General features: G+C 71.0%; 20 protein-coding genes, 1 pseudogene and 1 riboswitch. Of the genes and pseudogenes, 7 read left to right on the plus strand and 14 right to left on the minus strand.

What is annotated here, in order from left to right; genetic code table 11:
* Positions 1-820: 820 nt before the first annotated feature.
* From ACGFIS_RS15260 to ACGFIS_RS15280, 5 genes are all read right to left on the minus strand, one after another.
* Complete coding sequence (locus tag ACGFIS_RS15260) at positions 821-2,782, minus strand: protein kinase (RefSeq protein WP_392971277.1); 1,962 nt, start codon at positions 2,780-2,782, stop codon at positions 821-823.
* Between the two features lie 53 nt (positions 2,783-2,835).
* Positions 2,836-3,057 (minus strand): hypothetical protein, encoded by a 222-nt coding sequence (locus ACGFIS_RS15265; RefSeq protein WP_392905174.1) that lies wholly within the window; start codon positions 3,055-3,057, stop codon positions 2,836-2,838.
* A gap of 61 nt (positions 3,058-3,118) precedes the next feature.
* Positions 3,119-4,108 carry a malate dehydrogenase gene (locus ACGFIS_RS15270; protein ID WP_392905177.1) on the minus strand — a complete coding sequence of 330 codons (990 nt, stop codon included), beginning with the start codon at positions 4,106-4,108 and terminating at the stop codon, positions 3,119-3,121.
* A gap of 290 nt (positions 4,109-4,398) precedes the next feature.
* On the minus strand, positions 4,399-5,616 hold the full coding sequence (locus tag ACGFIS_RS15275; RefSeq protein WP_392905180.1) for an NADP-dependent isocitrate dehydrogenase: 1,218 nt from the start codon (positions 5,614-5,616) through the stop codon (positions 4,399-4,401).
* A 152-nt stretch (positions 5,617-5,768) separates the two neighbouring features.
* Entirely contained in the window at positions 5,769-6,254 is a 486-nt protein-coding gene (locus tag ACGFIS_RS15280) for a DUF3017 domain-containing protein (protein WP_392971280.1), read from the minus strand.
* Positions 6,255-6,660: 406 nt separating this feature from the next.
* Here ACGFIS_RS15280 and ACGFIS_RS15285 point away from each other — a divergent pair, with 406 nt between their 5' ends.
* Complete coding sequence (locus ACGFIS_RS15285; protein WP_392905185.1) at positions 6,661-7,374, plus strand: FHA domain-containing protein; 714 nt, start codon at positions 6,661-6,663, stop codon at positions 7,372-7,374.
* Positions 7,375-7,553: 179 nt separating this feature from the next.
* On the opposite strand, the gene ACGFIS_RS15290 is transcribed toward ACGFIS_RS15285, so the two are convergent.
* Positions 7,554-8,405 (minus strand): bifunctional methylenetetrahydrofolate dehydrogenase/methenyltetrahydrofolate cyclohydrolase, encoded by an 852-nt coding sequence (locus ACGFIS_RS15290; protein ID WP_392905188.1) that lies wholly within the window; start codon positions 8,403-8,405, stop codon positions 7,554-7,556.
* Between the two features lie 64 nt (positions 8,406-8,469).
* Positions 8,470-8,555, minus strand: a riboswitch (ZMP/ZTP riboswitch).
* A gap of 95 nt (positions 8,556-8,650) precedes the next feature.
* Between ACGFIS_RS15290 and ACGFIS_RS15295 the strand changes: the two genes are divergently transcribed.
* Positions 8,651-9,256 (plus strand): GNAT family N-acetyltransferase, encoded by a 606-nt coding sequence (locus ACGFIS_RS15295; RefSeq protein ID WP_392905190.1) that lies wholly within the window; start codon positions 8,651-8,653, stop codon positions 9,254-9,256.
* 43 nt (positions 9,257-9,299) lie between these two features.
* On the opposite strand, the gene ACGFIS_RS15300 is transcribed toward ACGFIS_RS15295, so the two are convergent.
* The 3 genes from ACGFIS_RS15300 to purN form a co-directional block, all read right to left on the minus strand.
* Entirely contained in the window at positions 9,300-9,479 is a 180-nt protein-coding gene (locus ACGFIS_RS15300) for a hypothetical protein (RefSeq protein ID WP_392905192.1), read from the minus strand.
* Between the two features lie 186 nt (positions 9,480-9,665).
* Positions 9,666-11,228: a bifunctional phosphoribosylaminoimidazolecarboxamide formyltransferase/IMP cyclohydrolase gene (purH, locus tag ACGFIS_RS15305; RefSeq protein ID WP_392905194.1), complete on the minus strand. Its 1,563-nt coding sequence runs from the start codon at positions 11,226-11,228 to the stop codon at positions 9,666-9,668.
* Positions 11,209-11,895, minus strand: a complete 687-nt coding sequence (gene purN / locus ACGFIS_RS15310) for a phosphoribosylglycinamide formyltransferase (RefSeq protein WP_392905197.1) — start codon at positions 11,893-11,895, stop codon at positions 11,209-11,211. The genes purH and purN overlap by 20 nt, the downstream gene beginning before the upstream one ends.
* A gap of 132 nt (positions 11,896-12,027) precedes the next feature.
* On the opposite strand from purN, the gene ACGFIS_RS15315 reads away from it, so the two are divergent.
* Positions 12,028-12,498 (plus strand): hypothetical protein, encoded by a 471-nt coding sequence (locus ACGFIS_RS15315; protein ID WP_392905199.1) that lies wholly within the window; start codon positions 12,028-12,030, stop codon positions 12,496-12,498.
* A 13-nt stretch (positions 12,499-12,511) separates the two neighbouring features.
* On the opposite strand, the gene ACGFIS_RS15320 is transcribed toward ACGFIS_RS15315, so the two are convergent.
* The 3 genes from ACGFIS_RS15320 to sucC all read right to left on the minus strand — a co-directional run bounded on the left by ACGFIS_RS15320 (position 12,512) and on the right by sucC (position 16,524).
* On the minus strand, positions 12,512-14,308 hold the full coding sequence (locus ACGFIS_RS15320; RefSeq protein WP_392971283.1) for a DUF6350 family protein: 1,797 nt from the start codon (positions 14,306-14,308) through the stop codon (positions 12,512-12,514).
* A 131-nt stretch (positions 14,309-14,439) separates the two neighbouring features.
* Positions 14,440-15,345, minus strand: coding sequence for a succinate--CoA ligase subunit alpha (gene sucD / locus ACGFIS_RS15325; RefSeq protein WP_392971286.1), 906 nt, complete (start codon positions 15,343-15,345; stop codon positions 14,440-14,442).
* A gap of 3 nt (positions 15,346-15,348) precedes the next feature.
* Positions 15,349-16,524, minus strand: a complete 1,176-nt coding sequence (gene sucC, locus ACGFIS_RS15330; protein ID WP_392905205.1) for an ADP-forming succinate--CoA ligase subunit beta — start codon at positions 16,522-16,524, stop codon at positions 15,349-15,351.
* A 292-nt stretch (positions 16,525-16,816) separates the two neighbouring features.
* Between sucC and ACGFIS_RS15335 the strand changes: the two genes are divergently transcribed.
* Positions 16,817-18,373 carry a glycoside hydrolase family 15 protein gene (locus ACGFIS_RS15335; RefSeq protein ID WP_392905208.1) on the plus strand — a complete coding sequence of 519 codons (1,557 nt, stop codon included), beginning with the start codon at positions 16,817-16,819 and terminating at the stop codon, positions 18,371-18,373.
* A 115-nt stretch (positions 18,374-18,488) separates the two neighbouring features.
* Here the strand turns inward: ACGFIS_RS15335 and ACGFIS_RS15340 are convergent.
* A pseudogene (locus ACGFIS_RS15340) lies at positions 18,489-19,033 on the minus strand (GNAT family N-acetyltransferase).
* Positions 19,034-19,380: 347 nt separating this feature from the next.
* Here ACGFIS_RS15340 and ACGFIS_RS15345 point away from each other — a divergent pair.
* Positions 19,381-20,016, plus strand: coding sequence for a hypothetical protein (locus ACGFIS_RS15345; protein WP_392905210.1), 636 nt, complete (start codon positions 19,381-19,383; stop codon positions 20,014-20,016).
* 13 nt (positions 20,017-20,029) lie between these two features.
* Here ACGFIS_RS15345 and pcrA read toward each other — a convergent pair whose 3' ends face one another.
* Positions 20,030-22,285 (minus strand): DNA helicase PcrA, encoded by a 2,256-nt coding sequence (pcrA, locus tag ACGFIS_RS15350; RefSeq protein WP_392971289.1) that lies wholly within the window; start codon positions 22,283-22,285, stop codon positions 20,030-20,032.
* Between the two features lie 354 nt (positions 22,286-22,639).
* Between pcrA and ACGFIS_RS15355 the strand changes: the two genes are divergently transcribed.
* Together ACGFIS_RS15355 and ACGFIS_RS15360 are read left to right on the plus strand one after the other, a co-directional pair.
* A complete protein-coding gene (locus tag ACGFIS_RS15355) occupies positions 22,640-24,100 on the plus strand; it encodes a hypothetical protein (RefSeq protein WP_392971292.1) in 1,461 nt (486 codons plus the stop codon).
* 34 nt (positions 24,101-24,134) lie between these two features.
* Positions 24,135-24,488 (plus strand): hypothetical protein, encoded by a 354-nt coding sequence (locus tag ACGFIS_RS15360; protein ID WP_392971295.1) that lies wholly within the window; start codon positions 24,135-24,137, stop codon positions 24,486-24,488.
* Positions 24,489-24,519: the final 31 nt, after the last annotated feature.

Consider the following 24,519-nt stretch of genomic DNA (forward strand, 5'->3'; position numbering starts at 1 on the left):
ATCCCAGTCGAACACATGACTCCATGTTATCGAACACTCACACTCCGTCTCACAGTTTCCGGGTGAGAATATTGACACCCTCCGGACAGCCGACAACCGAGCCAGATCAGGCATTTGTCCTGCGCCTGAGGGAACCACCGGGACACGATGCCTCGGGGGCCGTGGCTCGTATCGGTCCGGCCCAGCGTGGTCGCGCCGTCCACAACGAAGGCTCCTTCTCCTGGAGGAGCCGTCGACCTCGCCCGAGCGCGCGTTCGCCTACGGCGAGGCCCGGCGTGGGTTCGGGGGCGAGACTCTGATCACCTCAGATTCGCAACTGGAGAGGTCCTCGCCGAGGAGGGCAAGGTCACCATCAGCCCGCACGGGATGGAGAAACTCCGCGAAGCCATCACCGCCGACCGCTTCCCGCATCTCGCCCCCATCATGGCGGCCGGAGGCTATGTCACCGGTGACGAGCCGGCGACCGAACCGGGCCTGGACCCCGAGTACGAGTTCGGCCTCGACATGCTCATCGCCGGCTCGAATCCCTGGAACAGCGACGCCACCCGAAGTAGACCGACCGCCTCCCCAGGGTCAGGGGAACGTCCTCGCTTGCGCGCACGTCTGATGCACCCTCGACCACGAACCGATCTTGGAGCGCGGACGATGAGCTTCGACCTTTGCGTGTGGCGCGAGAACCGCCCCATCCGGTTCGCCGGGCTGGAGCACCGGACCGGGCTCACCACCACCGACCTCACCCCAACCGGGTCCCGGAAGTGCAGGGCTCACTCGCCAGATGAACTGCCTCGAAAGCATCAGCGCCTCGTGGACAGTGTTCGTGTCATGAGACCTCCTCCAGTCGCCACAACCGCACGGTGTCGTCGTGACTGCCGCTGGCCAGGAGCTTGCCGTCCGGGCTGAACGCCACCGAGTTGACGCGAGCGGTGTGGTCGGTAAGGGAACGGCCGATGGGGCGGCGGGAAGCCACGTCCCACAACCGCACGGTCTCGTCACTACTGGCGGTGGCCAGAACCTTCCCGTCCGGACTGAACGCCACAGAGCCGATGCCGTCGTGGTGACCGGTGAGGGGGTGGCCGATAGGGGTGCGGGTGGCCACGTCCCACAACCGCATCGTCCCGTCATCGCAGCCGGCGGCCAGGAGCTTCCCGTCCGGGCTGAACGCCAGGGAGTAGACGTAGCCGGTGTGGCCGGCGAGGGGGCGGCCAGTAGGGGTGCGGGTAGCCACGTCCCACAAACGCACGGTGTCATTTTCGTCGGCGGCCAGAATCCTGCCGTCTGGGCTGAACGCCACCGCGAAGACGAGCCCGTGGGGGCCGTGCTTGACTCGGGGGCGGCCAATGGCTGTGCGGGCTGCCACGTCCCACAACCACACTGTGTCGTCATCTGCGACGGCCAGGATTTTGCCGTCTGGGCTGAACGCCAGGGAGTGGACGGAGTCGGTGTGGCCGGTGAGGGGACGGCCGACGGGGATGTGGGTGGCCACGTCCCACAACCGGACGGTGGTGTCATTGCCCCCGACAGCCAGGAGCTTGCCGTCCGGGCTGAACGCCACCGCGTTGACAGTGTCCGTGTACCCGGTGAGGGGCCGGGCGATGGAGCGGCGGGTGGCCACGTCCCACAACCGCACGGTTTCGTCGTTGCTGCAACTGGCCAGGAGCTTGCCGTCCGGACTGAACGCCACCGAGCGGACGGCGCCGGTGTGGTTGTTGAGGATCTGAGGGGCGTTGCTGTCTTCCCTGGTGAGGATGTCGCGCGCGGCGGCCGGCAGGATGGCGACCAGGCCTGCGGTCCCCAATCCGGCGCCGAGTACGGTGAGCAGGTGGCGGCGGGTCAGGATCCGGTGCGGCGCGGCAGCGACGTGGATCCGCGTTGGGGCGTCGAAGCGGGCCGACGTGGGGGGCGGAGTCTGCGGGGGCGCCTGGCTGGGGGCGGTCGCGCCGGTCTCGATGGCCTGTCGCATCGCCGCGGCGTCCCGGTAGCGCTGCTGCGGGTCTTTGGCCAGCGCGGTCGCCAGCACCTGATCCCAGAAGAAATCCAGAACCGAGTTCAACTGTGAAGGCGGCGGCGGGGTCTTGTTCAGGTGCTGGAAGAGCACGACGCTGTGCGAGTCGCCCGTGAAGGGCGGTCGGCCGGTGAGCATCTCGTACAACACGCATCCAGTGGAGTACAGATCGGAGCACGCATCGGCGGCCTCGCCATCGGCCTGCTCGGGCGACATGTAGGACGGGGTGCCGATCACCAATCCGGTGGCGGTCAACCGGGTCGCGGTCTCCGACATGAGCTTGGCGATCCCGAAATCCAGCACCTTCGCTCGCATCCGGCCGCCGACGCGGCGAACCATGATGTTGACGGGCTTGATGTCGCGGTGCACCACCCCTCGCCCGTGGCTGTGCTCCAACGCCTCTAGGACCGCCACCGCGATCTGCCCGGCCTCTGCAGGGGTAGGCGGCGCCTCGCGCAGCAGATCGGCCAGCGTCCTTCCCTCCACCAGCTCCATGACCAGATACGGAACCGGCCTTTCACCCTCGTCATCCTCGCCGCTGTCGTGGATGACCGCGATATTGGGATGCGACAAGCCCGCCACCGCCCGCGCCTCCCTCCGGAACCGGGCCCGGAAACCCTCGTCGCGCAGCATCTGAGCAGGCATCACCTTGACGGCCACGAGCCGATCCAACCGCTGGTCACGCGCCCGATACACCACCCCCATACCGCCGCGCCCCAACGGCTCCAGGAGCTCATAACGCCCCGACAACACCCCCACCACACTCTCCCTGCCATCCACCCCCTAATCATGATCAAAACCCCGACGATCCACCAGCCGTACGCGCCGGGTGTTTACTCGCGTTCGGAGAGGTCGGTGCCGGTTCGTTCGAGGACCGGGCTTGCCGTCCGGTCGGAGGTCAGGAAGGCTAGCGCGCCCAGGGCCAGGAGGCCCGTGAAGAAGCCGCTCACCCGGCGGGCCGCCTCCACCTCACGGACGAACCGCCGCCGAAACCCTGGATCTTCCGCGAGCCCGGCCCAGACCACCTTCACCGCGACCGCACGCCCTCCATCCATCCATAGCAAAGAAGAAAAGAGCCCCGGACCACACACCGGTCCGGGGCGCACCTTGGGAAACTCAGATGAGGCCGAGCTTGCGGACGGCGTCGCGCTCCTCGGACAGCTCGTTCACGGACGCGTCGATGCGGGTGCGGGAGAAGTCGTTGATGTCCAGGCCCTGGACGATCTCCCACTTGCCGTTCTCGGTGGTGACCGGGAACGACGAGATGAGGCCCTCGGGCACGCCGTAGGAGCCGTCCGACACGACGGCCATGGACGTCCAGGTGCCGTCGGCGGTGCCGTTCACCCAGGTGTGCACGTGGTCGATCGCGGCGGACGCGGCGGACGCGGCCGACGACGCGCCCCGCGCCTCGATGATGGCGGCGCCGCGCTTGGCGACGGTCGGGATGAAGTCGTTCTCCAGCCAGGCCTGGTCGTTGACCGTCTCGGCGGCGTTCTTGCCGGAGATCTCGGCGTGGAAGATGTCCGGGTACTGGGTGGCCGAGTGGTTGCCCCAGATCGTCAGCTTGCGGATGTCGGCGACCGACACCCCCGCCTTCTTCGACAGCTGCGCGAGGGCGCGGTTGTGGTCGAGGCGCGTCATCGCGGTGAAGCGGCCGGCCGGGACGTCCGGGGCGTGCTGCTGCGCGATCAGGGCGTTGGTGTTGGCCGGGTTGCCGACCACCAGGACCTTGATGTCGTCGGCGGCGCCGGCGTTGATGGCCTCGCCCTGCGGCTTGAAGATGCCGCCGTTGGCCTCCAGCAGGTCGCCGCGCTCCATGCCCTTCGTCCGGGGCCGCGCCCCGACCAGCAGGGCCACGTTGGCGCCGTCGAACGCCTTGGTCGCGTCGTCGAGGATGTCGATGCCGGACAGCAGCGGGAACGCGCAATCGTCCAGTTCCATCGCGGTGCCCTCGGCGGCCTTCACCGCCTGCGGAATCTCCAACAGCCGCAGGCGTACGGGTACGTCCGCGCCCAGGAGGTGCCCGGACGCGATGCGGAACAGCAGCGCGTAGCCAATCTGGCCCGCGGCGCCGGTAACGGTAACGGTGACTGGGGTGCGAGTCATGCGTCCTTCTCCTGCTGCTGGTGACCTGGAGCCCGCCGCCGCGCGGGATCTCTCGCCGTCGAGATATTTCCGTGCCACAGGCTATCGCGCACCCCCTACCCGCCATCGCCCAGGTGCACCAACCGGCATGGCGAACACGCGAAAGGCCGCCCCGGACGCATCCGGGACGGCCTTAACCCTGCGTGCGCGGGGAGCACAGCGTCCGGGCGAACTCGCTCACCTCGGGCTGGGGGTCACCCTCGCATCAGCAAGGAGCATTCGCACGAACACTAACAGTGCTGAGAGGCGTATCAGCCGTTGATCTTCTTCTGGAGGTTGGTGTCGAGGGCCTCCAGAAATTCCTGCGTGGTCAAGAAGGGCGTGTCGCGGCCGACGAGGAGGGCCAAGTCCTTGGTCATCTGGCCGCTCTCGACGGTCTCGATGCAGACCCGCTCGACCTGCTGCGCGAAGTTGGTGACTTCGGGCTGGTTGTCGAGCTTGCCGCGGTGCTCGAAGCCGCGGGTCCAGGCGAAGATCGACGCGATGGGGTTGGTCGACGTCGGCTTGCCCTGCTGGTGCTGCCGGTAGTGCCGGGTCACCGTGCCGTGCGCGGCCTCGGCCTCGACGGTCTTGCCGTCGGGGGTCATGAGGACGGACGTCATGAGGCCGAGGGAGCCGAAGCCCTGCGCGAGGGTGTCGGACTGGACGTCGCCGTCGTAGTTCTTGGCGGCCCAGACGAACCCGCCCTCCCACTTGAGCGCCGCCGCGACCATGTCGTCGATGAGGCGGTGCTCGTAGCTGAGCCCCTTGGACTCGAACTCGGCCTTGAACTCGCTCTCGTAGATCTCCTGGAAGAGGTCCTTGAAGCGGCCGTCGTAGGCCTTGAGGATCGTGTTCTTCGTCGACAGGTACAGCGGCATCCCGCGCTCCAGCGCGTACCGCATCGTCGCCCGCGCGAAGTCGCGGATCGAGGCGTCGTAGTTGTACATGCCCATGGCGACACCGCCGCCGGTGAACTTCGCGACCTCCATCTCGATGGGCTCGCCGCCGTCCTCGGGGGTGTAGGTGAGCATCACCGTGCCGGGGCCGGGGACCACGAAGTCGGTGGCCTTGTACTGGTCGCCGTGCGCGTGGCGGCCGATGATGATCGGCTTGGTCCAGCCGGGGACGAGCCGGGGGATGTTGGAGCAGATGATCGGCTCGCGGAACACCACGCCGCCCAGGATGTTGCGGATCGTCCCGTTGGGGGACCGCCACATCTTCTTCAGGCCGAACTCCTCGACGCGCGCCTCGTCGGGGGTGATGGTCGCGCACTTGACACCGACGCCGTGCTCGCGGATCGCGTTGGCGGCGTCGATCGTGACCTGGTCGTCCGTGGCGTCACGGTGTTCCATTCCCAGGTCGTAGTACTTAAGGTCCACATCGAGGTAAGGCAGGATCAGCTGGTCCTTGATGAATTTCCAGATGATCCGCGTCATTTCGTCGCCGTCGAGTTCGACGACCGGGCCCGCTACTTTGATCTTGGGCATGCTGCTGCTGTCCCTTTCCTACACCTGGCCAGCGGTGAGCCCTCACATCCCCGGTGGGCGTGGCGGTGTCGGGCCGCCGGGACACCCCGGACGCAAGGGACTCGGTCCTTGTAAGGCTCAACTGGCAAGGCTAGCCGAGGCGTTCGGGAGGTCTAGACCTGACCCGGCGGTTCCGGACGTCCATGACCGCCCTCACCTGGGGCGACGTCTCCGCCCTGCGGACCGGCCCGGCGTCCGGTGATGAGAAGCTTCACACCGCGCGCCACCAGGGTGAGCAGGATCAGCACCCCGAAGGCGCCCGCGAGGACGAGCCCGGTCTTGTTCATCGGCGGCACGCTCAGCGACACGAACGCGACCATTTCGCCGAGGATCACGAGCGTCCAGCAGTCGATGGACCTGCTGCGGACGGCGAGCGGGCCGAGCTGGGACTCCGGCAGCAGGAGCCGGGCGAGCGCGCCGATGAGCAGCGCGGCCGCCATCAGGCCGGATCCCTTGCGGAAGTAGTTGAAGGCGCAGAGCGTGAGGCCGGCGCCGACGCCGCTGAGCACGATCAGGTAGGGCAGTTGCGCGAGCCAGTGCGGCGCGGCGCCTTTGCCGCGCGGCGCCCTGCGCCTCCGCCGGTGCACCTCGGTGCTCATGGTCCGTCCTCCAGCCCCCACCCGCCGCCATTCAACGGACGAGCTCCGCTCGGCTCACCGTCCTCCAGCCCCCACCCGCCGCCATTCAACGGACGAGCTCCGCTCGGCTCACGGTATCGGCATCCGGGGCTCGGCACGACTCGTCCGGTGGGCCTCTTCCGGTGGGCGGCGTTCGTCCGCCGCCGCACATCGCGGGGATCATCCGCAGGTCCGGGGGTGCCGGGCTTGTCGGACGGGACGGAAAAGTGGGCGGGACGGAAGGGGCCGCAGGGATGCCCGAGAGGCCCGAATGCCCTGCGCCATCGGTGCTACTCGCCAGTAGGAGGGTGTGACGGTGACGCGCCCGGGTAACCCGGCAGACAGGGGTCGCTAACTAGCTGGGAGGACTGCCGTGGAGGGGCCGTTCATGCGGATCGAGGACAGCGGGCTGGTGGTGCCGCTGCGCCCCGACGTGACGACGGTCGGGAGAGGGAGAGGAGTCGACGTACGCCTCGACGACCCGAGTGTGTCCCAATTGCACGCAGAGATCGTCCGACGTGGTCCGTACATCTACGTGGTGGACATGGGCCTGTCCCGTAACGGGACCCGAGTTAACGGCAGGCCGATCGCCCGCCGTGTCCTGGAGGACGGTGACGTCGTCAGCTTCGGCACGGCGCGCTGCCGGATGGGGGGCATCCCCCGTGAGGAGGTCGACCCGGACGTCGAACTGAGGCGTGCCGTCGCACCCGAGCTCACCCGCCGCGAGGTCGACGTGCTGACCTCGCTCTGCCGTCCCGCACTCTCCGACGAGGCGTTCGTGGCCCCCGCCACGGCACGCGACATCGCCGGCGAGCTCGTGGTGACGGAGGCGGCCGTCAAGCAGCATCTGCTGCGCCTCTACCAGAAGTTCCGGATCCCCGAGGGCGCCAACCGGCGCACGCGGCTCGCCAACGAGGTCATCGCCATGGGCCTCGTCCGGCCGCTGCCGCCGGTGCACGTCCCGCAGGGCCGCCCGCCGATGGACGGGCGGGTCCCGGGGGTCCGCGGCACGGCCGAGACCCGCAGGACGGGCACGGGACACGGCCATGCCACCGCCCCGAATCGTGCGGCGCCGAGCGCGGCGGGACGGAGGGCGAGCTGAGATGAACCTGCGGTCGCCCTCTCCGGCAGCGCGACACGAGGGCGATCGCTGAACCGGCCCGTACGGGGCCGCGCATGTGACGGCGCGGCTCCGTCCGGCGCAGTATCGGCGGAGGCCGCCACCGGGGTGCTGGTGGCGGCCTCCGCTTGCCGGGCACGGGACGTGCGTCGCGCCGCGTGTCAGGCGGGCCGCCGCTCGGCGGCCTCCACGACGTTCGCGAGCAGCATCGCGCGGGTCATCGGGCCGACGCCGCCCGGGTTCGGCGCGACCCAGCCGGCGACGTCGCGGACGTCGGCGGCGACGTCCCCGGCGAGCTTGCCGTCCACACGGGACACGCCGACGTCCAGGACGGCGGCGCCCGGCTTGACCATGTCGCCGGTGATGAGGCCGGGGACACCGGCGGCGGCGACGACGATGTCGGCCTTGCGGGTGTGCTCGGCCAGGTCGCGGGTGGCGGTGTGGCAGAGGGTGACGGTCGCGTTCTCGGTGCGGCGGGTCAGCAGGAGGCCGAGCGAACGTCCGACGGTGATGCCGCGGCCGACGACGGTGACCTCGGCGCCCTTGATCGGGACGTCGAAGCGGCGCAGCAGCTCGATGATGCCCTTCGGCGTGCACGGCAGCGGGCCGGGCTGCATGAGGACGAGCCGCCCGAGGTTCGTCGGGTGCAGGCCGTCGGCGTCCTTGGACGGGTCGATCCGCTCCAGGACGCGCTGCTCGTCCAGGCCCTTCGGCAGCGGAAGCTGGACGATGTAGCCGGTGCAGGCCGGGTCGGCGTTCAGTTCGGCGACGGCGCGTTCGACGTCGTCCTGCGCGGCGGTGGCGGGCAGGTCGCGGCGGATGCTCTCGATGCCGACCTCGGCGCAGTCGCGGTGCTTCATGCCGACGTAGGAGTGGCTGCCGGGGTCGTCGCCGACGAGGACCGTGCCGAGGCCGACGGTCACGCCGCGGTCGCGGAGCGCCTCGACGCGTACCTTGAGGTTCGAGCGGATCTCGGCGGCCGTGGCCTTGCCGTCCAGAATCTGTGCCGTCATGCGTTCCTCCGCGTGGGGTCTCACCAGGGCCCGGGCCCGGCTTGGAGCCCGGCCGCCATGGGGTCCCGTCCACCCAGGCGCGCGGTGTCCGGACTGTCGTTCGCTCCCCGGTGGTGATCCACCTTGACCGCGCCAGTCGCGTGAAGAATCCATGGTATCCGGCCCACCCGCGGCCGAGTGGCACGCGGAAATCAGCGTCAGGTGGCTCTGCCGGGTACGGCCCCCGTGCTTTTAGCGTGATCCGCATGAGTCATGGCACGCGTCACGAATGGTTCGAGCGCCCCGTCCTGAGCGGGCGGTACGTCCGGCTGGAGCCGCTGTCCCCCAGGCACGCCGAGGGGCTGTTCGAGGCGTCCAAGGACCCCGCCGTCTGGACGTGGCTGAGCGAGCGGCAGCCCGCGACCGCGGACGACATGTGCGCACTGGTCGGCAAGGCCCTCGCGCGCCACGAGAAGCGCTTCCAGCTTCCGTGGGCGCAGATCGACGCGCAGACCGGGGAGGTCGCCGGGATGACGTCGTACTACGAGGTCACGCCGTCCCATCGGGCACTGTGCATCGGGCACACCTGGCTCGGCGCGCGGTGGCACCGGTCCGGTGTCAACACCGAGGCGAAGCTGCTGCTGATGGGACGCGCGTTCGACGAGCTGGGCGCGATCCGGGTCGGCTGGCACACCCACGCGGGCAACGGGCGGTCACGTGCGGCGATCGAGCGTCTCGGGGCGACGTTCGAGGGGATCCACCGCAAGCACCGGATCCGGGAGGACGGGTCGATCCGCGACACCGCCGCCTACGGGATGACGGACGACGACTGGCCCGCCGCGGCCGAGGCGCTGCGGGCGCGGCTCCGCTGAAACACCCGCCATCCGTCCGGGGCCGCCGGGTCTTCGGGGTCGGTCAGTCCTCGGAGGAGCCCTGCCGCCAGGCGATCAGGCGGTCGGTGCCGTGCCAGCCGAGCTGGGCGGCGAGGACCGCCGCGAGGAAGGCGGCGAGCAGGCCGATCATCTGCCGAGACTCCATCAGCAGCGTGTCCGCCCGGTAGACCACGCCCAGCATGAGCGACAACAGCACGTCCATGGCGCCAGCCCTTCAACAATGGAACGGTCGCGCCGGAGTCAAGAAGCGGTCATGAGGCGCGGCCCAGCCGAGGCTACCCGCACCGAACCGGGAAGGCGACGACTCAAACCCGATGCGGCGGTGTTCTCCGCCACACCGGGTCCGCGCCCGATCAGCGCCCGATCAGCGCCCGACCAGCGGGGCTGCTCAGTGGAAGAAGTGGCGCACGCCGGTGAAGTAGAGGCTGATTCCGGCCTTCTCCGCGGCGGCGATCACCTTGTCGTCGTTGACGGACCCGCCGGGTTCCACGATCGCCCGCACACCCGCCTCGGCGAGCACCTCAAGGCCGTCCGGGAAGGGGAAGAACGCGTCGGACGCGCCCACGGCGGACGCGGCCCGCTCCTCCCCGGCCCGCGCGACCGCGAGTTTGGCGGAGTCGACGCGGTTGACCTGGCCCATGCCGACGCCGACGGTGGCGCCGTCCGCGGCCAGCAGGATCGCGTTGGACTTCACCGAGCGGACGGCCCGCCAGGCGAACGCGAGGTCGGCGAGCACGGCCTCGTCCGCGGCGGGGCCGGTCTTCAGCTCCCAGGTGGACGGGTCGTCGCCGGCGGCGTCCACGCGGTCGACGCCCTGCAGCAGGACACCGCCGTCGATCCGCCGGTACTCGGCCTGGTTCGCGGGGCCCTGCGGGCAGCGCAGCAGCCGGATGTTCTTCTTGCGGGTCAGGACGTCGAGGGCGCCGTCCTCGAACGCGGGCGCGACCAGCACCTCGGTGAAGATCTCCGCGACCTGCTCGGCCATCGCGACGGTGACCGGCCGGTTCACCGCGATCACGCCGCCGAACGCCGACAGCGGGTCGCAGGCGTGCGCCTTGCGGTGCGCCTCGGCGACGTCCGCGCCGACCGCGATGCCGCACGGGTTGGCGTGCTTGATGATCGCGACGGCGGGTTCGGTGAAGTCGTGGGCGGCGCGGCGGGCGGCGTCCGCGTCCACGTAGTTGTTGTACGACATCTCCTTGCCGTGCAGCTGCTCCGCCCCGGCGAGACCGCCGCCGGACGCGTCGGTGTAGAGGGCGGCGCGCTGGTGGGGGTTCTCGCCGTAGCGGAGGACGTTCGCGCGCTCCCACGTCACGCCGAGGAAGTCGGGCCACTGCGCTTGCGCGGCCGTCTCGTCCGGCGCGTAGCTGCTCGCGAACCACGACGCCACGGCCACGTCGTAGGACGCGGTGTGCGCGAAGGCCCGCGCGGCCAGGCGGCGCCGCTCCTCCAGCGTGAAACCGCCGCCCTTCACGGCGTCCAGGACGGCGCCGTAGGCGGACGGGTCGACGATGACGGAGACGCTCGCGTGGTTCTTCGCGGCGGCGCGGACCATCGTCGGGCCGCCGATGTCGATCTGCTCGACGCACTCGTCGGGCCTGGCGCCCGAGTCGACCGTGTCGGCGAACGGGTACAGGTTCGCCACGACCAGGTCGAACGGCTCGACGGCCAGGTCGTCCAGCTGCTGGAGGTGGTCCTCTTTGCGGCGGTCGGCGAGCAGGCCCGCGTGCACCTTCGGGTGCAGGGTCTTGACCCGGCCGTCCAGGCACTCGGGGAACCCGGTGAGCTTCTCGACCCTCATCACCGGGACGCCGGCGGAGGAGATCCGCCCCGCCGTCGACCCGGTCGAGACGATCTCCACACCCGCCTCGTGCAGGCCGCGGGCCAGCTCCTCCAGCCCGGTCTTGTCGTACACGCTGATCAGCGCGCGCTTAATCGCCACCCGACTCACCGGCCGAGCTCCCCTCTTCATCGGACGAACCACTCTCGGACGCATCACCACAGGTCCTGCACTTCATCGAGACCCGCCTGCCGTGCGCGGTCCAGCCGTCGCGGGCGAGCCGTCCGACGACGTCGACCAGGAGCCGGCGCTCCACCTGCTTGATCCGCTCGTGCAGGGAGTCCTCGTCGTCATGCCGGCCCACGGGAACGGTCTCCTGGGCGATGACGGGTCCGGTGTCCACGCCTTCGTCGACGAAGTGAACGGTACAGCCCGTCACCTTCACGCCGTACGCCAGGGCGTCCCGTACGGCGTGGGCGCCGGGGAACGACGGCAGCAGCGCCGGATGGGTGTTGACCGTCCGGCCGCCGAACGCGGCCAGGAAACGCGGCCCGAAGATCTTCATGAACCCGGCGGAGACCACCAGGTCCGGTGCGTGCTCGGCGACCGCCTCCGTCAGCGCCGCGTCCCATTCGTCGCGAGACGGGAAATCGGGGATGCGGACGGTGAAAGTGGGCAGACCTGATCGTTCGGCGCGGGCGTTTCCGCCGGTATCGGGACGGTCCGCTCCCACGGCCACCACTTTCGCCCCGTAGGCTGGATCCGCGCACGCGTCGAGCAGCGCTTGTAGGTTGGTCCCCGCGCCGGAGACGAGGACGACGAGCCGGGCGGACACCATGACTCCCTGGTGGACGGTGGGGTTGTGTTCGGGCCACCACGAAGCCTATCGGGCCAGTTCGGCGCACCCGGAAAGCAGACCACGCGGAGAGCGGACCACGCCGACATCCGCCCCAGGCCAGGAGGAACGAACGTGAGCGAGCAGCCGGGCCCTCCGGCCCCGCCCGAAGACCGCCCCGACGGGCGGCCGGCGGGGCAGCCGCCCGCGGGACCGCCCAAGTCTCGGCAGACCGGCTGGCGGGCACTGTGGCTCGGCGGCATCGCGCTGCTGACCGCGTTCTTCTTCTACCCGCTCGGCCTCGTGCTGGGCATCGCCGCGCTCGTCGTGGGCATCCGGGCCCGCCGGGCCGCGCGGCGCGGGGGCGACGCCGCCCCCGGCGCCGTCCCGGGCATCGTGCTCGGCTCGGTCGGCCTGGTGTTCTCGGTGCTGTCGGTCTCGATGACGGTGTTCCTGTGGTCGGAGCTGAGCGGCTACCAGAACTGCCTCAGCACGGCCAACACCGGCGCCGACAAGCAGTCCTGCCGGGACGAGTACTACCCCAAGATCGAGGACAAGCTCGGCCTGCCGCGCGGCAGCATGGACCAGTACGGCGACCTGCTCTGACCGCCGGCGGGCGCTAGTCGTCCCGTTCGGGCTCTTCGCGCAGGACGTAGATGGCGCCGCCGCGGTTCTCGGTACGCCCGGGGTCCTCGCGAGGGAGCGGGACGGGCGGCTCCCCCGGGCCGGGCTCGTCCGCCGGGCCGCCCATGCCGGCGGGGTCGACCGGATCGTCCATGAGGTGGCCTTCGACGACGACGGTGCCGTCGCTCGGCGGCGGCAGCGGCGGTTCCGGCTTCCGCCGGGGCCGCTCTTCGGCCAGGTCCGGCAGCGGATCCGCCTTCCGGCGGGCGGGACGGCGCGGCGCGAGGACGGGATCGGCCTCCTCGAACTCCAGCGGATCCGGCGCGTACGGGGCCCTGGGCGCGGGCCGGGGCGCGCTCTGGTGGTCACCGGGGACGGGCGCTGACAGCGGCACGGGCGCAGGAGCCCTCCGCGCACGCCGCGCCGGGCTCTTCTCCGGCCGTTTCCTGGAGCGCTTCCCGGGCTTGGACGCCGCGCGGGCGGGACGGCGCAGGATCATCGTGTTCGCCGCCCATGCCGCGATCGCCGCGGAGATGCCGACCTCAAGGGCCGCCAGCAACCCGACCTGCCAGGCCGAGGGACCCACGGTCGCCATCCGGCCGCCGCCGAGCGGCCCGCCCGACAGCGCGCTCAGCAGCGCCACCACGGCGCCGGTGAGCGCCCCCGACACGAAACCCCACATCGGTGCGCCCTCCGACACGGGGGCGGGCAGCGAGCGGATCGTGAGGGCGCCGCCCACCGCGCCCGCGACGAACGGCGCGGCCAGCGCGAGCAGCGAGATCGCGGGCGCCGGGCCGGGGTCGGGCAAGGCCGCGAGCGGAGGGAACGCCGGGACGGCGTCCAGAAAGACCCCGGTCGGCGACACGCTCGTCCCGGAGCCGACGGAGAAGCCCGGCCCCACCGCGTACGCCATCCCCCAGATCACCGCGTTCGGCAGGAACGCCAGCTCCACCAGCAGCAGCAGGACGCCGCCGACGACACCGGGGGCGAGGAGGTCGTACAGGTGGTCGGCGTCCGGCATGTTCACGGCGAGGGACGCGCCCACGAGCAGCGCCCCCGACGCCAGCAGCACGGCCAGTGCCCCCGCCACGCCGATCACGAGCGAACGCGGCCGGTCGGGCAGCAGCCGCAGCAGCGCGCCGAGCCCGGACCGGACCCGCTCCCCGCGCGCCTGCGCCGCCACCTGCGCCGCGACGACGGCCCGCGCGGCGCCCAGCCCGCCCGCGATGACCGCGACGAGGAAGCCCCCGACGAGCGCCTGCCACGCCGACGGCCGGACCTGCGGGGACGCCGCCGCCAGCGCGAGCAGACCGGCCAGCCCGGCGTACGGGGCCGCCAGCGCGACCGCGACGTGCACGACCGCCTTCCGGGGACGATGCGTCAGCCCGGCCACCCGGATCATCCACCCGCCGCCGCGGTACAGCAGGGCCCCCGGCAGGACGAGCACACCGAGCGGCAGCAGCCCCACCCGTCCCTGCCCGTAGGAGAAGCCCGCGTGATGGGAGACGAGCCAGAAGTTGACGGCCGTCCGGAACACCCCGGACAGGCCGTCGCCGAGAGCGGTCTTGGGCGCGGCGATCCACCCGATCAGCGTGACGGTGGTGAGCACGGCCAGCCCGATCCCGATGCACCACAGCGCCGCCACGAGCCCCGTCACGTACAGCGGCCTGGCCGCCGGCGGCACCGGCTGCCCGCCTCGCCCCGGACGCCGCGGCGCCCGTCCCGCCGGGCCTTCCGGCGCCTCGTCTCCCGGCGAGGGGACCGCACGCCGTCCAGGGCTCGCTTCGCTCACGCGCTCCATGCTGGCACCACGCCCGCCCCCCAGACGCCCCCCAGCCCGGCGTGTCGCCTTTGTCGTCCAGCCCCGGACACGAAAGACGCCCGGGCCGAAAGCGGCTCGGGCGTCTTTCGCGAAGCGTGGGATCAGAGGTTCTTCATGATCTCCCGCATGAGGACCGCCGTCTCGCTGGGGGTCTTGCCGACGCGGACGCCGACCTTCTCCAGGGCTTCCTTCTTCGCCTCCGCCGTGCCGGACGAACCGGACACGATCGCACCGGCGTGGCCCATGGTCTTGCCCTCGGGGGCGGTGAACCCGGCGACGTAGCCGACGACCGGCTTGGTCACGTTCTGCTCGATGTAGGCGGCCGCGCGCTCCTCGGCGTCACCGCCGATCTCGCCGATCATGACGATGGCGTCGGTGTCCGGGTCGTCCTGGAACGCCTTGAGGGCGTCGATGTGGGTCGTCCCGATGACGGGGTCTCCGCCGATGCCGACGCAGGTGGAGAAGCCGACGTCGCGCAGCTCGTACATCATCTGGTAGGTCAGCGTGCCCGACTTCGACACGAGGCCGATGCGGCCCGGCGTGGTGATGTCGGCCGGGATGATGCCCGCGTTCGACTTGCCGGGGGACGTGATACCGGGGCAGTTCGGCCCGATGATGCGGGTCCCCGTGGTTCCGGAAGACGCAGCGCCCTTCTTCTCCGCGTACGCCCAGAAGTAGGCGGTGTCGTGGACGGGGATGCCCTCGGTGATCACGACGCAGAGGGGGATCTCCGCGTCGATCGCCTCGACGACGGCGTCCTTGGTGAACTTCGGCGGGACGAACACGACCGACACGTCCGCGCCGGTCTGCTCCATCGCCTCCTTGACGGTGCCGAGGACCGGGAGGGTCGTGCCGTCGAACTCGACGGTCTGCCCGGCCTTGCGGGCGTTCACGCCGCCGACGACCTTGGCGCCGGACGCGAGCATCCGGCGGCCGTGCTTGGTGCCCTCGGAGCCCGTGATGCCCTGAATGATGATCTTGCTGTTCTCAGTGAGCCAGATGGCCATCGCTCATGCACCTGCCGCGAGTTCCGCGGCACGCTTGGCCGCGTCGTCCATGGTGTCGACCTGCTGTACGCCGTTCAGCGCCGCGTCGCTCAGGATCTTGCGTCCGAGTTCGGCGTTGTTGCCGTCCAGCCGGACGACGAGGGGGCGGTTGACGGCCTCGCCGCGCTCGGCCAGCAGCTGGTAGGCCGAAACGATGCCGTTGGCGACGGCGTCGCACGCCGTGATCCCGCCGAAGACGTTCACGAAGACGGACTTCACGTCGTCGTCCGACAGGACGATCTCCAGCCCGTTCGCCATCACCTCGGCGGACGCGCCGCCGCCGATGTCGAGGAAGTTCGCGGGCTTCTGGCCCTCGAACTGCTCGCCCGCGTAGGCGACCACGTCCAGGGTGGACATGACCAGCCCGGCACCGTTGCCGATGATGCCGACGCTGCCGTCGAGCTTGACGTAGTTGAGGTCCTTGGCCTTCGCCGCCGCCTCCAGCGGGTCGGCGGCGCTCTTGTCCTCGTACTTGTCGTGGTCCTGGCGGAAGGTCGCGTTGTCGTCCAGCGTGACCTTGCCGTCGAGGGCCTTCACCTGGCCGTCGGCGGTGAGGATCATCGGGTTCACCTCGACGAGGGAGGCGTCCTCGTCGGTGAACACGGCCCACAGGCGCTCGATGAGCTCGGCGGCGCCGTCGAGGGCCTCCTCCGGGAGCCGTCCCTGCTCGGCGATCTCCCTGGCCTTGGCCCGGTCGACGCCGTCCAGCGGCGAGACCGGCACCATCGCCAGCCGGTCGTGCGGCACGTCCTCGATCTCCACGCCGCCCTCGACGGAGCAGATGGTGAGGAAGGTGCGGTTGGCGCGGTCGAGCAGGAACGAGAAGTAGTACTCCTGCGCGATCGCGCTTCCCTCCTCGATCAGGACCTTGTGGACCGTGTGGCCCTTGATGTCCATGCCGAGGATCTGACCGGCGAGCGCTTGCGCCTCGTCCGCCGAGTCGGCCAGCTTCACGCCGCCGGCCTTGCCGCGGCCCCCGGTCTTCACCTGGGCCTTGACCACGACCTTCGAGCTTCCCGCGGCGAACAGCTCCGCCGCGATGGCCCGGGCTTCCTGGGGAGTATGGGCGACCTTGCCGGTGGGCACCGGTACCCCGTACTCGGCGAAGAGTTCCTTCGCCTGATGTTCGAACAGGTCCACGAGGCGTCCTTATAAGGGATCGACAGCCGAATGACCACGCGAGTGGGGGTTACACGGGATTCCGTGCGGCCGGCACTCTGCGGTCCGCTCCGTCGATGCAGCCTAGTCAACCCGCCAACGTGGTGATGCCGCCGGGTCCAGATGTCCGGGAGTGTCACCAAAACGAAGGTGTGCTCATCCTCCAGGAGGGCACGAGTGGCTCGTGAGGAGGATGAACCAATTGACTTAGTTTGATGTACTTATTTCGTCTTCGGTGGCCAGCCGGACGGAAGATGCGGTAGGGGGCGAACGCATGGCGATGGCGGAGGAACGGGACACGACCGTCGCGCCCCACACCACCGCCGAGCCCCTCCCCACCGGGATCACCTCGGCCGGGATCCCCTCGCCGCCCACGCACGGTTCACCGCGCCGCAGGCGGCCGCGGAGGCGTGGCGGCGCACGCAGGCTCCGGCGCGTCACCGCCCTGCTCATCGTGGCCGCCCTCATCGCGACCGGCGGCGCCACCGTCCCGGACCGCACCGCGCCGGGCTGGGCGAGCCCCGGGCTCGTCGGCGGTGGCGGCTGGCCCTTCGCCGGCGTCCCGCTGCCGCCCGTCCAGGCGGAAGGGGCGTCCTACCTGCCGGACAGCTCGGTCGTCCGGCTCGCGGACGGGCGGATACGGCTCATCCCGTCCGGCGGGGAGCGGCCCGTCACCGTCAAGGCGTCCGACCCCCGGGTGGACCAGGCGGTCCGGTCCGACAACGCCTGGCTGTCGCAGGGCACGATCCCGTCCGGCGGGCTGGACCCGGCCACCGGGACCGACATGGGCTACCGCAACATGGCGGCCCGCGCGCTGCTCGACCTGCGGCTCCTCACCCGCCCGAACGGGGCGTCCCTCGCGTCCTGGTACACCAAGTGGCGGTACTGCTGGCCCCGCGACTCCGCCTTCGCCGTCGCCGCGTTCACCGTGACCGGGCACCCGGCCGAGGCCCGCCGCGTCCTGCGCTTCCTGTCCCGGGCCCAGACCGAGAACGGCATGTGGGCCGCCCGCTACAACCCCGACGGGACGGCGGTCGCCGACGGCCGGGCACCGCAGCTCGACTCGCTCGGCTGGGTCCTGTGGGCCACGTGGTTCCACCGCGTTCAGGGCGCCGGGCGGCTCGACGAACTGCCCGAACTGTGGCCGATGGTGCGGCGCGCCGCCGACCACCTGGCGCGCTCGCTGGACGCCGAGGGCCTGCCGCCCGCCTCGTCCGACTACTGGGAACGCGACCACCGCCGCGAAGAGGACCCGCGCCGCCCCACGCTCGGGGTCGTCGGCCCGGTGCTGGCCGGCCTGCGCGCCGCCGCGGACCTCGCCGGACGCCGCGGCGAAGGCGGCGACGCCGCGCGGTGGCACCGGGCGGCGCAGCGCGTCTCCGCCGCCGTGGACCGCCAGTTCGCCCCGTACGGCTACCCGCGTTCGCCCGTCCCCGGCGGGCTGATGGACGCGTCGGTGACGTTCATCGCGCCCCCGTTCGCGGCCGCCGACCCGGACGTGACCGCCGCGATCGCCGTCGCGGCCCGCAAGACGGCGCTGCCGAACGGCGGAGTCCTGCCGGGCGAACGCTGGTCCGGCGACCCCGACGTCGCCTGGACGCCGGAGACGGCGATGTTCGGCCTCAACGCGGCCGCGTCGGGCCGGACCGGCGACGCGCTCGGCCGGCTGAGCTGGCTGTCCGCGCACCGCACGTCCCTGGGCGTCCTGCCGGAGAAGGTCGGCCCGACCGGCGAGCCCGCCGGCCCCGCACCTCTCGGCTGGACGGCGTCACTCGTCCTTCTCAGCCTCTCCGCCCTGGAACGGCCCCTGCCCGTCCCGCCCGCGCGCTGACCGGCCGGGGGCGCGCCGGCCGGACCGGCGACGCGTCTGAGTCACGCCGAGCCGCGTGTACTCGCCCAGCCGTGCGGCCTGCTCAGGCGGCGGCCTGCTCAGGCGGGCGGCCGGTTCAGGCGGGCGGCCATTCATCGGCGAGGACGGCCCAGACCTGGGTGTCACGCCGGTCGCCGTCCAGCACGAACGACTGCCGGTGGACGCCCTCGCAGGTCATGCCGAGCCGTTTCGCCACCGCCGCGCTGGCGGTGTTGCGCGGGTCGCAGAACCACTCCACCCGATGCATCCCGCGCACCCCGAACGCCCAATCGATCATGTGCCGACCGCGACGGTGACCAGCCCGCGTCCCCGCACCTCGCCCCCGAGCCACACACCGGCCTCGCAGACGCCCATCTTGGCGTCGAACGTCCGGAACACTGTCCCGCCCTGAAGAACCCCGTCCACCCAGATGCCGTAGATGCGGCCTTCGTCCCTGGCCTGTTTGACCGCGTACGATTGCAGGAACTCACGGGCCGTCGACTCGTCCACGACCGTGCGTCCCCACGGGATGTAGTGGTCGATGTCCTTGCGGACCCGGTCCGCGTGCTCGGCGAACTCGGCCGCCTGCCACGGCTCCAGCGGACGTAGCTCGGCGGCGTCGGCGAGCTGGCGAGCGAACATGGGGGGCCTCCCGGATACAACCCGTGATCCGACGCCACGAACCGGACGTCCTCGGCACGGCTTCGTTTCAAGGAACGATCTTTACAGCATGAGGGTGACATCCGCGCCTGGGAGCATGGCGGCGGTGCCGTCCTGGTACGTGTCCGTTCGTTGGACGCGGTCCCGGTGAACCTTCTCGGGTGCCGCGCACGTGCAGCAGAGTAGGGCGTTCCCCCGCTCTCGACGGCCTCGGCGTCGGCGGGCCGGGGGAACGCTCCGGCCGACGACGGCCGCGGCGCGAGGAGCTCAGCGTGGAACGTGAGTTTGCATCGGAGAGGCGGCCGGGACAACAGCGGCCGAAGCACGCCATGCCACCGCAGGAGCACCTCTGGCCGCCGAGCGCCCGGCCTTTCGTCGCGTTCGGCGTGGCGACCGCCCTGGCCGCCTGCTCCCTGGTGTGGGCCGTATCCGATGATCACGATCGGCCTCCGGGGACACCGGTGCTCGTCCCGCCCGCGGCCGCCTCACCGAGCCGGGAGGCGTCTCCGGCGATCCCCACGTCGTCGGCCACGCGGGCGAGCCTCTCGCCGTCGCCCTCCCCGGTGAGGCCGTCCAGGCGTGCCGTGAAGGTGGACCTGACCGACCCGGACGACGGTGACACGCTGTTCGACGACGAGGACTTCACCGTCGAGGGGACCGTCAGCGGTATCGGTGACGACGATCTGCGCATCTTCATCTTCGAGGAGGACGACGAGACGTTCCATCTCGCCGACTACGGCCCGGAGGACGTCGGCGGGGACGGGCCGTGGGACATCCGCTCCGCCGGCATCGGCCCTGATTTCGGGCGCGACGGCGACACCTACCTCATCCAGGTGGTCCTCGCGGACCGGTCGTGCCGCCGGAGCCTGAACGGGCTGGAACTCGGCCGCGACCGCTATCCCGACTTCCGCGACCTCCCGGACGGGTGCCGGGTCAAGGACCAGGTGCGCGTGAAGGAAGACTGATCGGAACCCGCGGTCAGAGTTTCTCGATGGTGGCGTAGCGGAGGACGAGGGTCCTGACGCCGTATTCGCCGCCGAAGTCGACGCTGGCCTTTTCGCCCTCGTTGTAGACGGAGACGACGGTGCCCAGGCCGAAGGCGTCGTGGGTGACCTTGTCGCCCGGGGAGAGGGACGGGACGGGGCGGTTGCCCGGGGAGCGCGTCCCTGGGCGGGAGGCCATCTGGGCCATCGCCGATCCCGAGGCGGACGAAGCCTCGCGTTCCCATTCGACCAGGCTTTTCGGGACTTCGCCGAGGAAACGGGACGGCGGGTTGACCTGCGGAGCCCCCCACGAACTGCGCATTGTGGCGCGGGAGAGGTAAAGGCGCTGGCGGGCGCGGGTGATGCCGACGTAGGCCAGGCGGCGTTCCTCTTCGAGTTCCTTGGGGTTGCTCATGGCGCGCAGGTGCGGGAAGACGCCGTCCTCCATGCCGGTGAGGAAGACGACGGGGAATTCGAGGCCCTTGGCGGTGTGCAGCGTCATGAGGGTGACGACGCCGTGCTCGGTCTCCTCGGGCTGCTCGCCGGGCGGGACGGGATTGCCCTTGGCGCCTCCGGGAATGGAGTCGGCGTCGGCGACGAGAGCGACCTGCTCAAGGAATTCGGAAAGGCGGCCTTCGGCGGGTTCGCCGTCGAGGCGCTCTTCGAATTCACGGGCGACGGCTTCGAGTTCCTGGAGGTTCTCGACGCGGGTCTCGTCCTGCGGGTCCTTGGACGCCTGGAGTTCGGCGAGGTAGCCGCTGGCCTTGAGGACCTCGGCGACGAGGTCGGCGGGCGTGAGGGACTCGGCGGCGGCGCCGAGTTCGTCGAGGAGGGCGACGAAGTCGCGGACGGCCTTGATGGAGCGGGTGGCCATGCCCGGGACGTCCTCGGGTACCCGCAGCGCCTGCCAGAACGAGATGCGCTCGCGGGACGCGTACGCCTCGACGCACGCCTCAGCACGGTCGCCGATGCCGCGTTTGGGGACGTTCAGGATGCGGCGCAGGGAGACGGTGTCCTCGGGGTTGGCGAGGCAGCGCAGGTAGGCGAGCAGGTCGCGGATCTCCTTGCGCTCGTAGAAGCGGACGCCGCCGACGACCTTGTAGGGCATGCCGACGCGGATGAACACTTCTTCGAAGACACGCGATTGCGCGTTGGTGCGGTAGAAGACGGCGACGTCGCCGGGGCGGGCCGCGTCGTCGTCGGTGAGGCGGTCGACCTCGCGGGCGACGAACGCGGCCTCGTCGTGCTCGTTGTCGGCCACATAGCCGGTGATCTTGGCGCCTTCGCCCTGGTCGGACCAGAGCTTCTTCGGCTTGCGGTCGGCGTTGCGCTCGATGACCGCGTTGGCCGCCGACAGGATCGTCTGCGTGGAGCGGTAGTTCTGCTCCAGCAGGATCGTGGTGGCGTCCGGGTAGTCGCGTTCGAACTCCAGGATGTTGCGGATCGTCGCGCCGCGGAACGCGTAGATCGACTGGTCGGCGTCGCCGACGACGCACAGTTCGGCCGCGCCGATGCCCTCGACCGGGGCGGTCAGCTCCCGGACGAGTTCGTACTGCGCGTGGTTGGTGTCCTGGTACTCGTCCACGAGGACGTGCCGGAACCGGCGCCGGTAGTGCTCGGCGGCCTCCGGGAAGACCTGCAGCAGGTTGACCGTCAGCATGATCAGGTCGTCGAAGTCCATGGCGCCGGCCTGCTGGAGCCGCGCCTGGTACATCTCGTACGCCTCGGCGAGCGTCTGCTCCATGTGGGTGGACGCCCGGTCCTTGAACGTCTCGTAGTCGATCAGCTCGTTCTTCAGGTTGGACACCTGGGCGCTGAACGACTTCGGCGGGTAGCGCTTGGGGTCGAGGTCGAGCTCGCGGCAGACGAGCGCCATGAGCCGGTTCGCGTCGGCCTGGTCGTAGATCGAGAAGCTGGTGGGGAACCCGAGGCGCTTGGCCTCGCGGCGCAGGATCCGGACGCAGGCGGAGTGGAACGTCATCACCCACATGGCGCGCGAGCGGTGGCCGACGAGGGCGTCGACGCGTTCCTTCATCTCGGCGGCGGCCTTGTTGGTGAACGTGATCGCCAGGATCTGGCCGGGGTGCGCGTCGCGTTCGCCGAGCAGGTGGGCGACGCGGTGGGTGAGCACCCGGGTCTTGCCCGAGCCGGCGCCCGCGACGATCAGCAGGGGGCCGCCGGAGTGCACGACGGCGGCGCGCTGCTGCGGGTTGAGGCCATCGAGCAAGGGGTGAGCTTCGGTCTTCGACATCACGTGCGAGTCTACGGCGCGGCGGGGACGTTTTCGGCGCGTCCGCCCCACCCGGCCCGGCGGCCGTGTGCGGAGCGGCCGTGCGGCCGTGTGCGGGGCGGCCGTGCGGCCGCGTGCGGAACGGTCCCGCGGCTGCATGTGGACAGATGAGGCGTCTTTTGGACTTCCCGGGTTGACTGGATCTCCTGACCGGCGGAGCGTTTTTCTGGAAGAGGGCGGATACGAGACGGGCCGGACCGACCCGGACCGGCCCGTCCCGCCGGAGTGCACAACCCCGTACCGCATCCCCGCATGTCCGCCCACAGCAGCGCAGAGTCAGCAGGACTCGCGCACTGTCAGGGGAAGGTGGCTTCGATGACGATCCACCAGCACGACATCCAGGCACAGCGGGACGCCGAGCACGCGGCGGCGGAGGTTCCCGCGCAGTGGCCGGGGCGGGGGCCCCAGGCCGCGGTTCAGGGGCAGGCCGCCCCGCCCGTACCGCGTCCGGTGCCGGTCCCGGTGCCGCCGCGGACCGGCCACCGGCTGTTCGTCTACAAGCAGGACCCGTCGGTCACCGAACTGGGCGCCCGGCTGGCCTTCATCCCGACCGTGGTGCTGAACGGCCCGGCGGACGCGCGCGTCAAGATCGAGTTGCCGGGCGTCACCCCGGTCGCGCGCAACATCAGCGGCGACTTCGTGTTCGACGCCGGCACCGCGCAGTTCGACTGCGCGCACACGTTCGCCGTCGTCCGGCAGGCGATGGCGATGTTCGAGCGCCACAACGGCGGCACCCCGATCCCGTTCGCGTGGAACGTCGGCGGCAACACCGACCCCATCACGGTGTTCCCGCACGCCGCGACGGGCGCGAACGCGTTCTACAGCCGAACGGCCCAGGCCCTGAAGTTCTTCTTCTTCACCCCGGAGGGGCAGGTGCCACCCAGGGTCGTCCACACGTGCCGGTCGCTGGACATCGTCGCGCACGAGACGGGCCACGCCCTGCTGGACGGGTTGAAGCCGGGCTGGCTGTCGGCGGGCAACCCGCCGCAGACCGGCGGCCTGCACGAGTCGTTCGGCGACCTCACGGCGATCTTCCTGGCGCTGGCCCAGCCGGACCAGGCGGACGCGCTGGTGGCGCTCACCAAGGCGAACCTGCACGACAAGTCGTTCCTGGCCGACCTCGCCGAGGAGTTCGGCCAGGCGCTCGGGATGCCGGCGGGGCTGCGCAACGCCGACAACGACCTGAAGCTGAGCGACGTCGGCAACGAGGTCCACGCGATCTCCCAGGTGTTCACCGGTGCGATCTACGACGTGCTCGCCGACGTCTACGCGTTCGAGCTGAGCAGGCAGCAGCGCACGAAGGACCCGGCGCTCGTGCTGATCGAGGTCGCGTCGGGGCTGTGCAAGCTGGTGTTCGACGCGATCGTCGCGTTCCCGGCGACGGGCGCGGGGTACGCGGACGTCGCGAACGGGATGCTGCAGATCTCGGCGACGCGCGGCGACCCGGCGATCTACCGGACGTTCGTCCGCAACCGGTTCGCGGTCCGCGAGGTCACGACGGCGGCGACGCCGCTGACCGACCTGATGAGCGGGCAGATGAGGATGACGGACGCCGCCTACACCGGGGACGGGCAGGACGTCACCGAGGTCGAGCCGTACGACGGGCGGTCGGCGAGCCTGCGGGCCGAGCAGGACAGGTCGCGCTGCTGCGGCACGATGCAGATGCCCGAGTACGAGGTCGTCGCGCCCGAGAAACTGGCCATGGGGGGTGCCCTGGAGGACGATGACATCCTCCGGGAGGATCTCGACGAACTGCGGCGCGTCTTCGGCACGTAGCCCGGAACCGGCGCCCGCGGGGAGGTGCGCGGCGATGCGAGTGAAGATCGAGAGTACCGGCGGGTTCACCGGCCGGCGGGCCGTCGTCGCGCTCTACGACACCGCCGCGCTCCCCGCCGGGCCCGCCGTGCGGATCCGGGAGGCGGTGGACGCCCTCGCCGCCGCGCAGGCGCGCGGCGACGAGGGCGGGGAGGTGGGCGCCGACCTCCCCGCGTACCGGATCACCGTCACCGAGGGCGGCGACGCCTTCGGGGGCGGCGGGTCCGGCGAGGAGAGCCGCGTGTTCGAGGTGCGCGGCGACCCGTCGAAGGGCGTGACGTCCGTCCTCGGGACGCTCCTCTCGGGCTCCGGCGCGGCGGACCGGCCTCCCGGCCCCGACGCGACCTGAACCGCCGGTCAGCGGGTCAGCCGGTCAGCGG

Origin of the sequence: Spirillospora sp. NPDC048824, assembly GCF_043198455.1 — a bacterium.
Classification (GTDB): domain Bacteria; phylum Actinomycetota; class Actinomycetes; order Streptosporangiales; family Streptosporangiaceae; genus Spirillospora.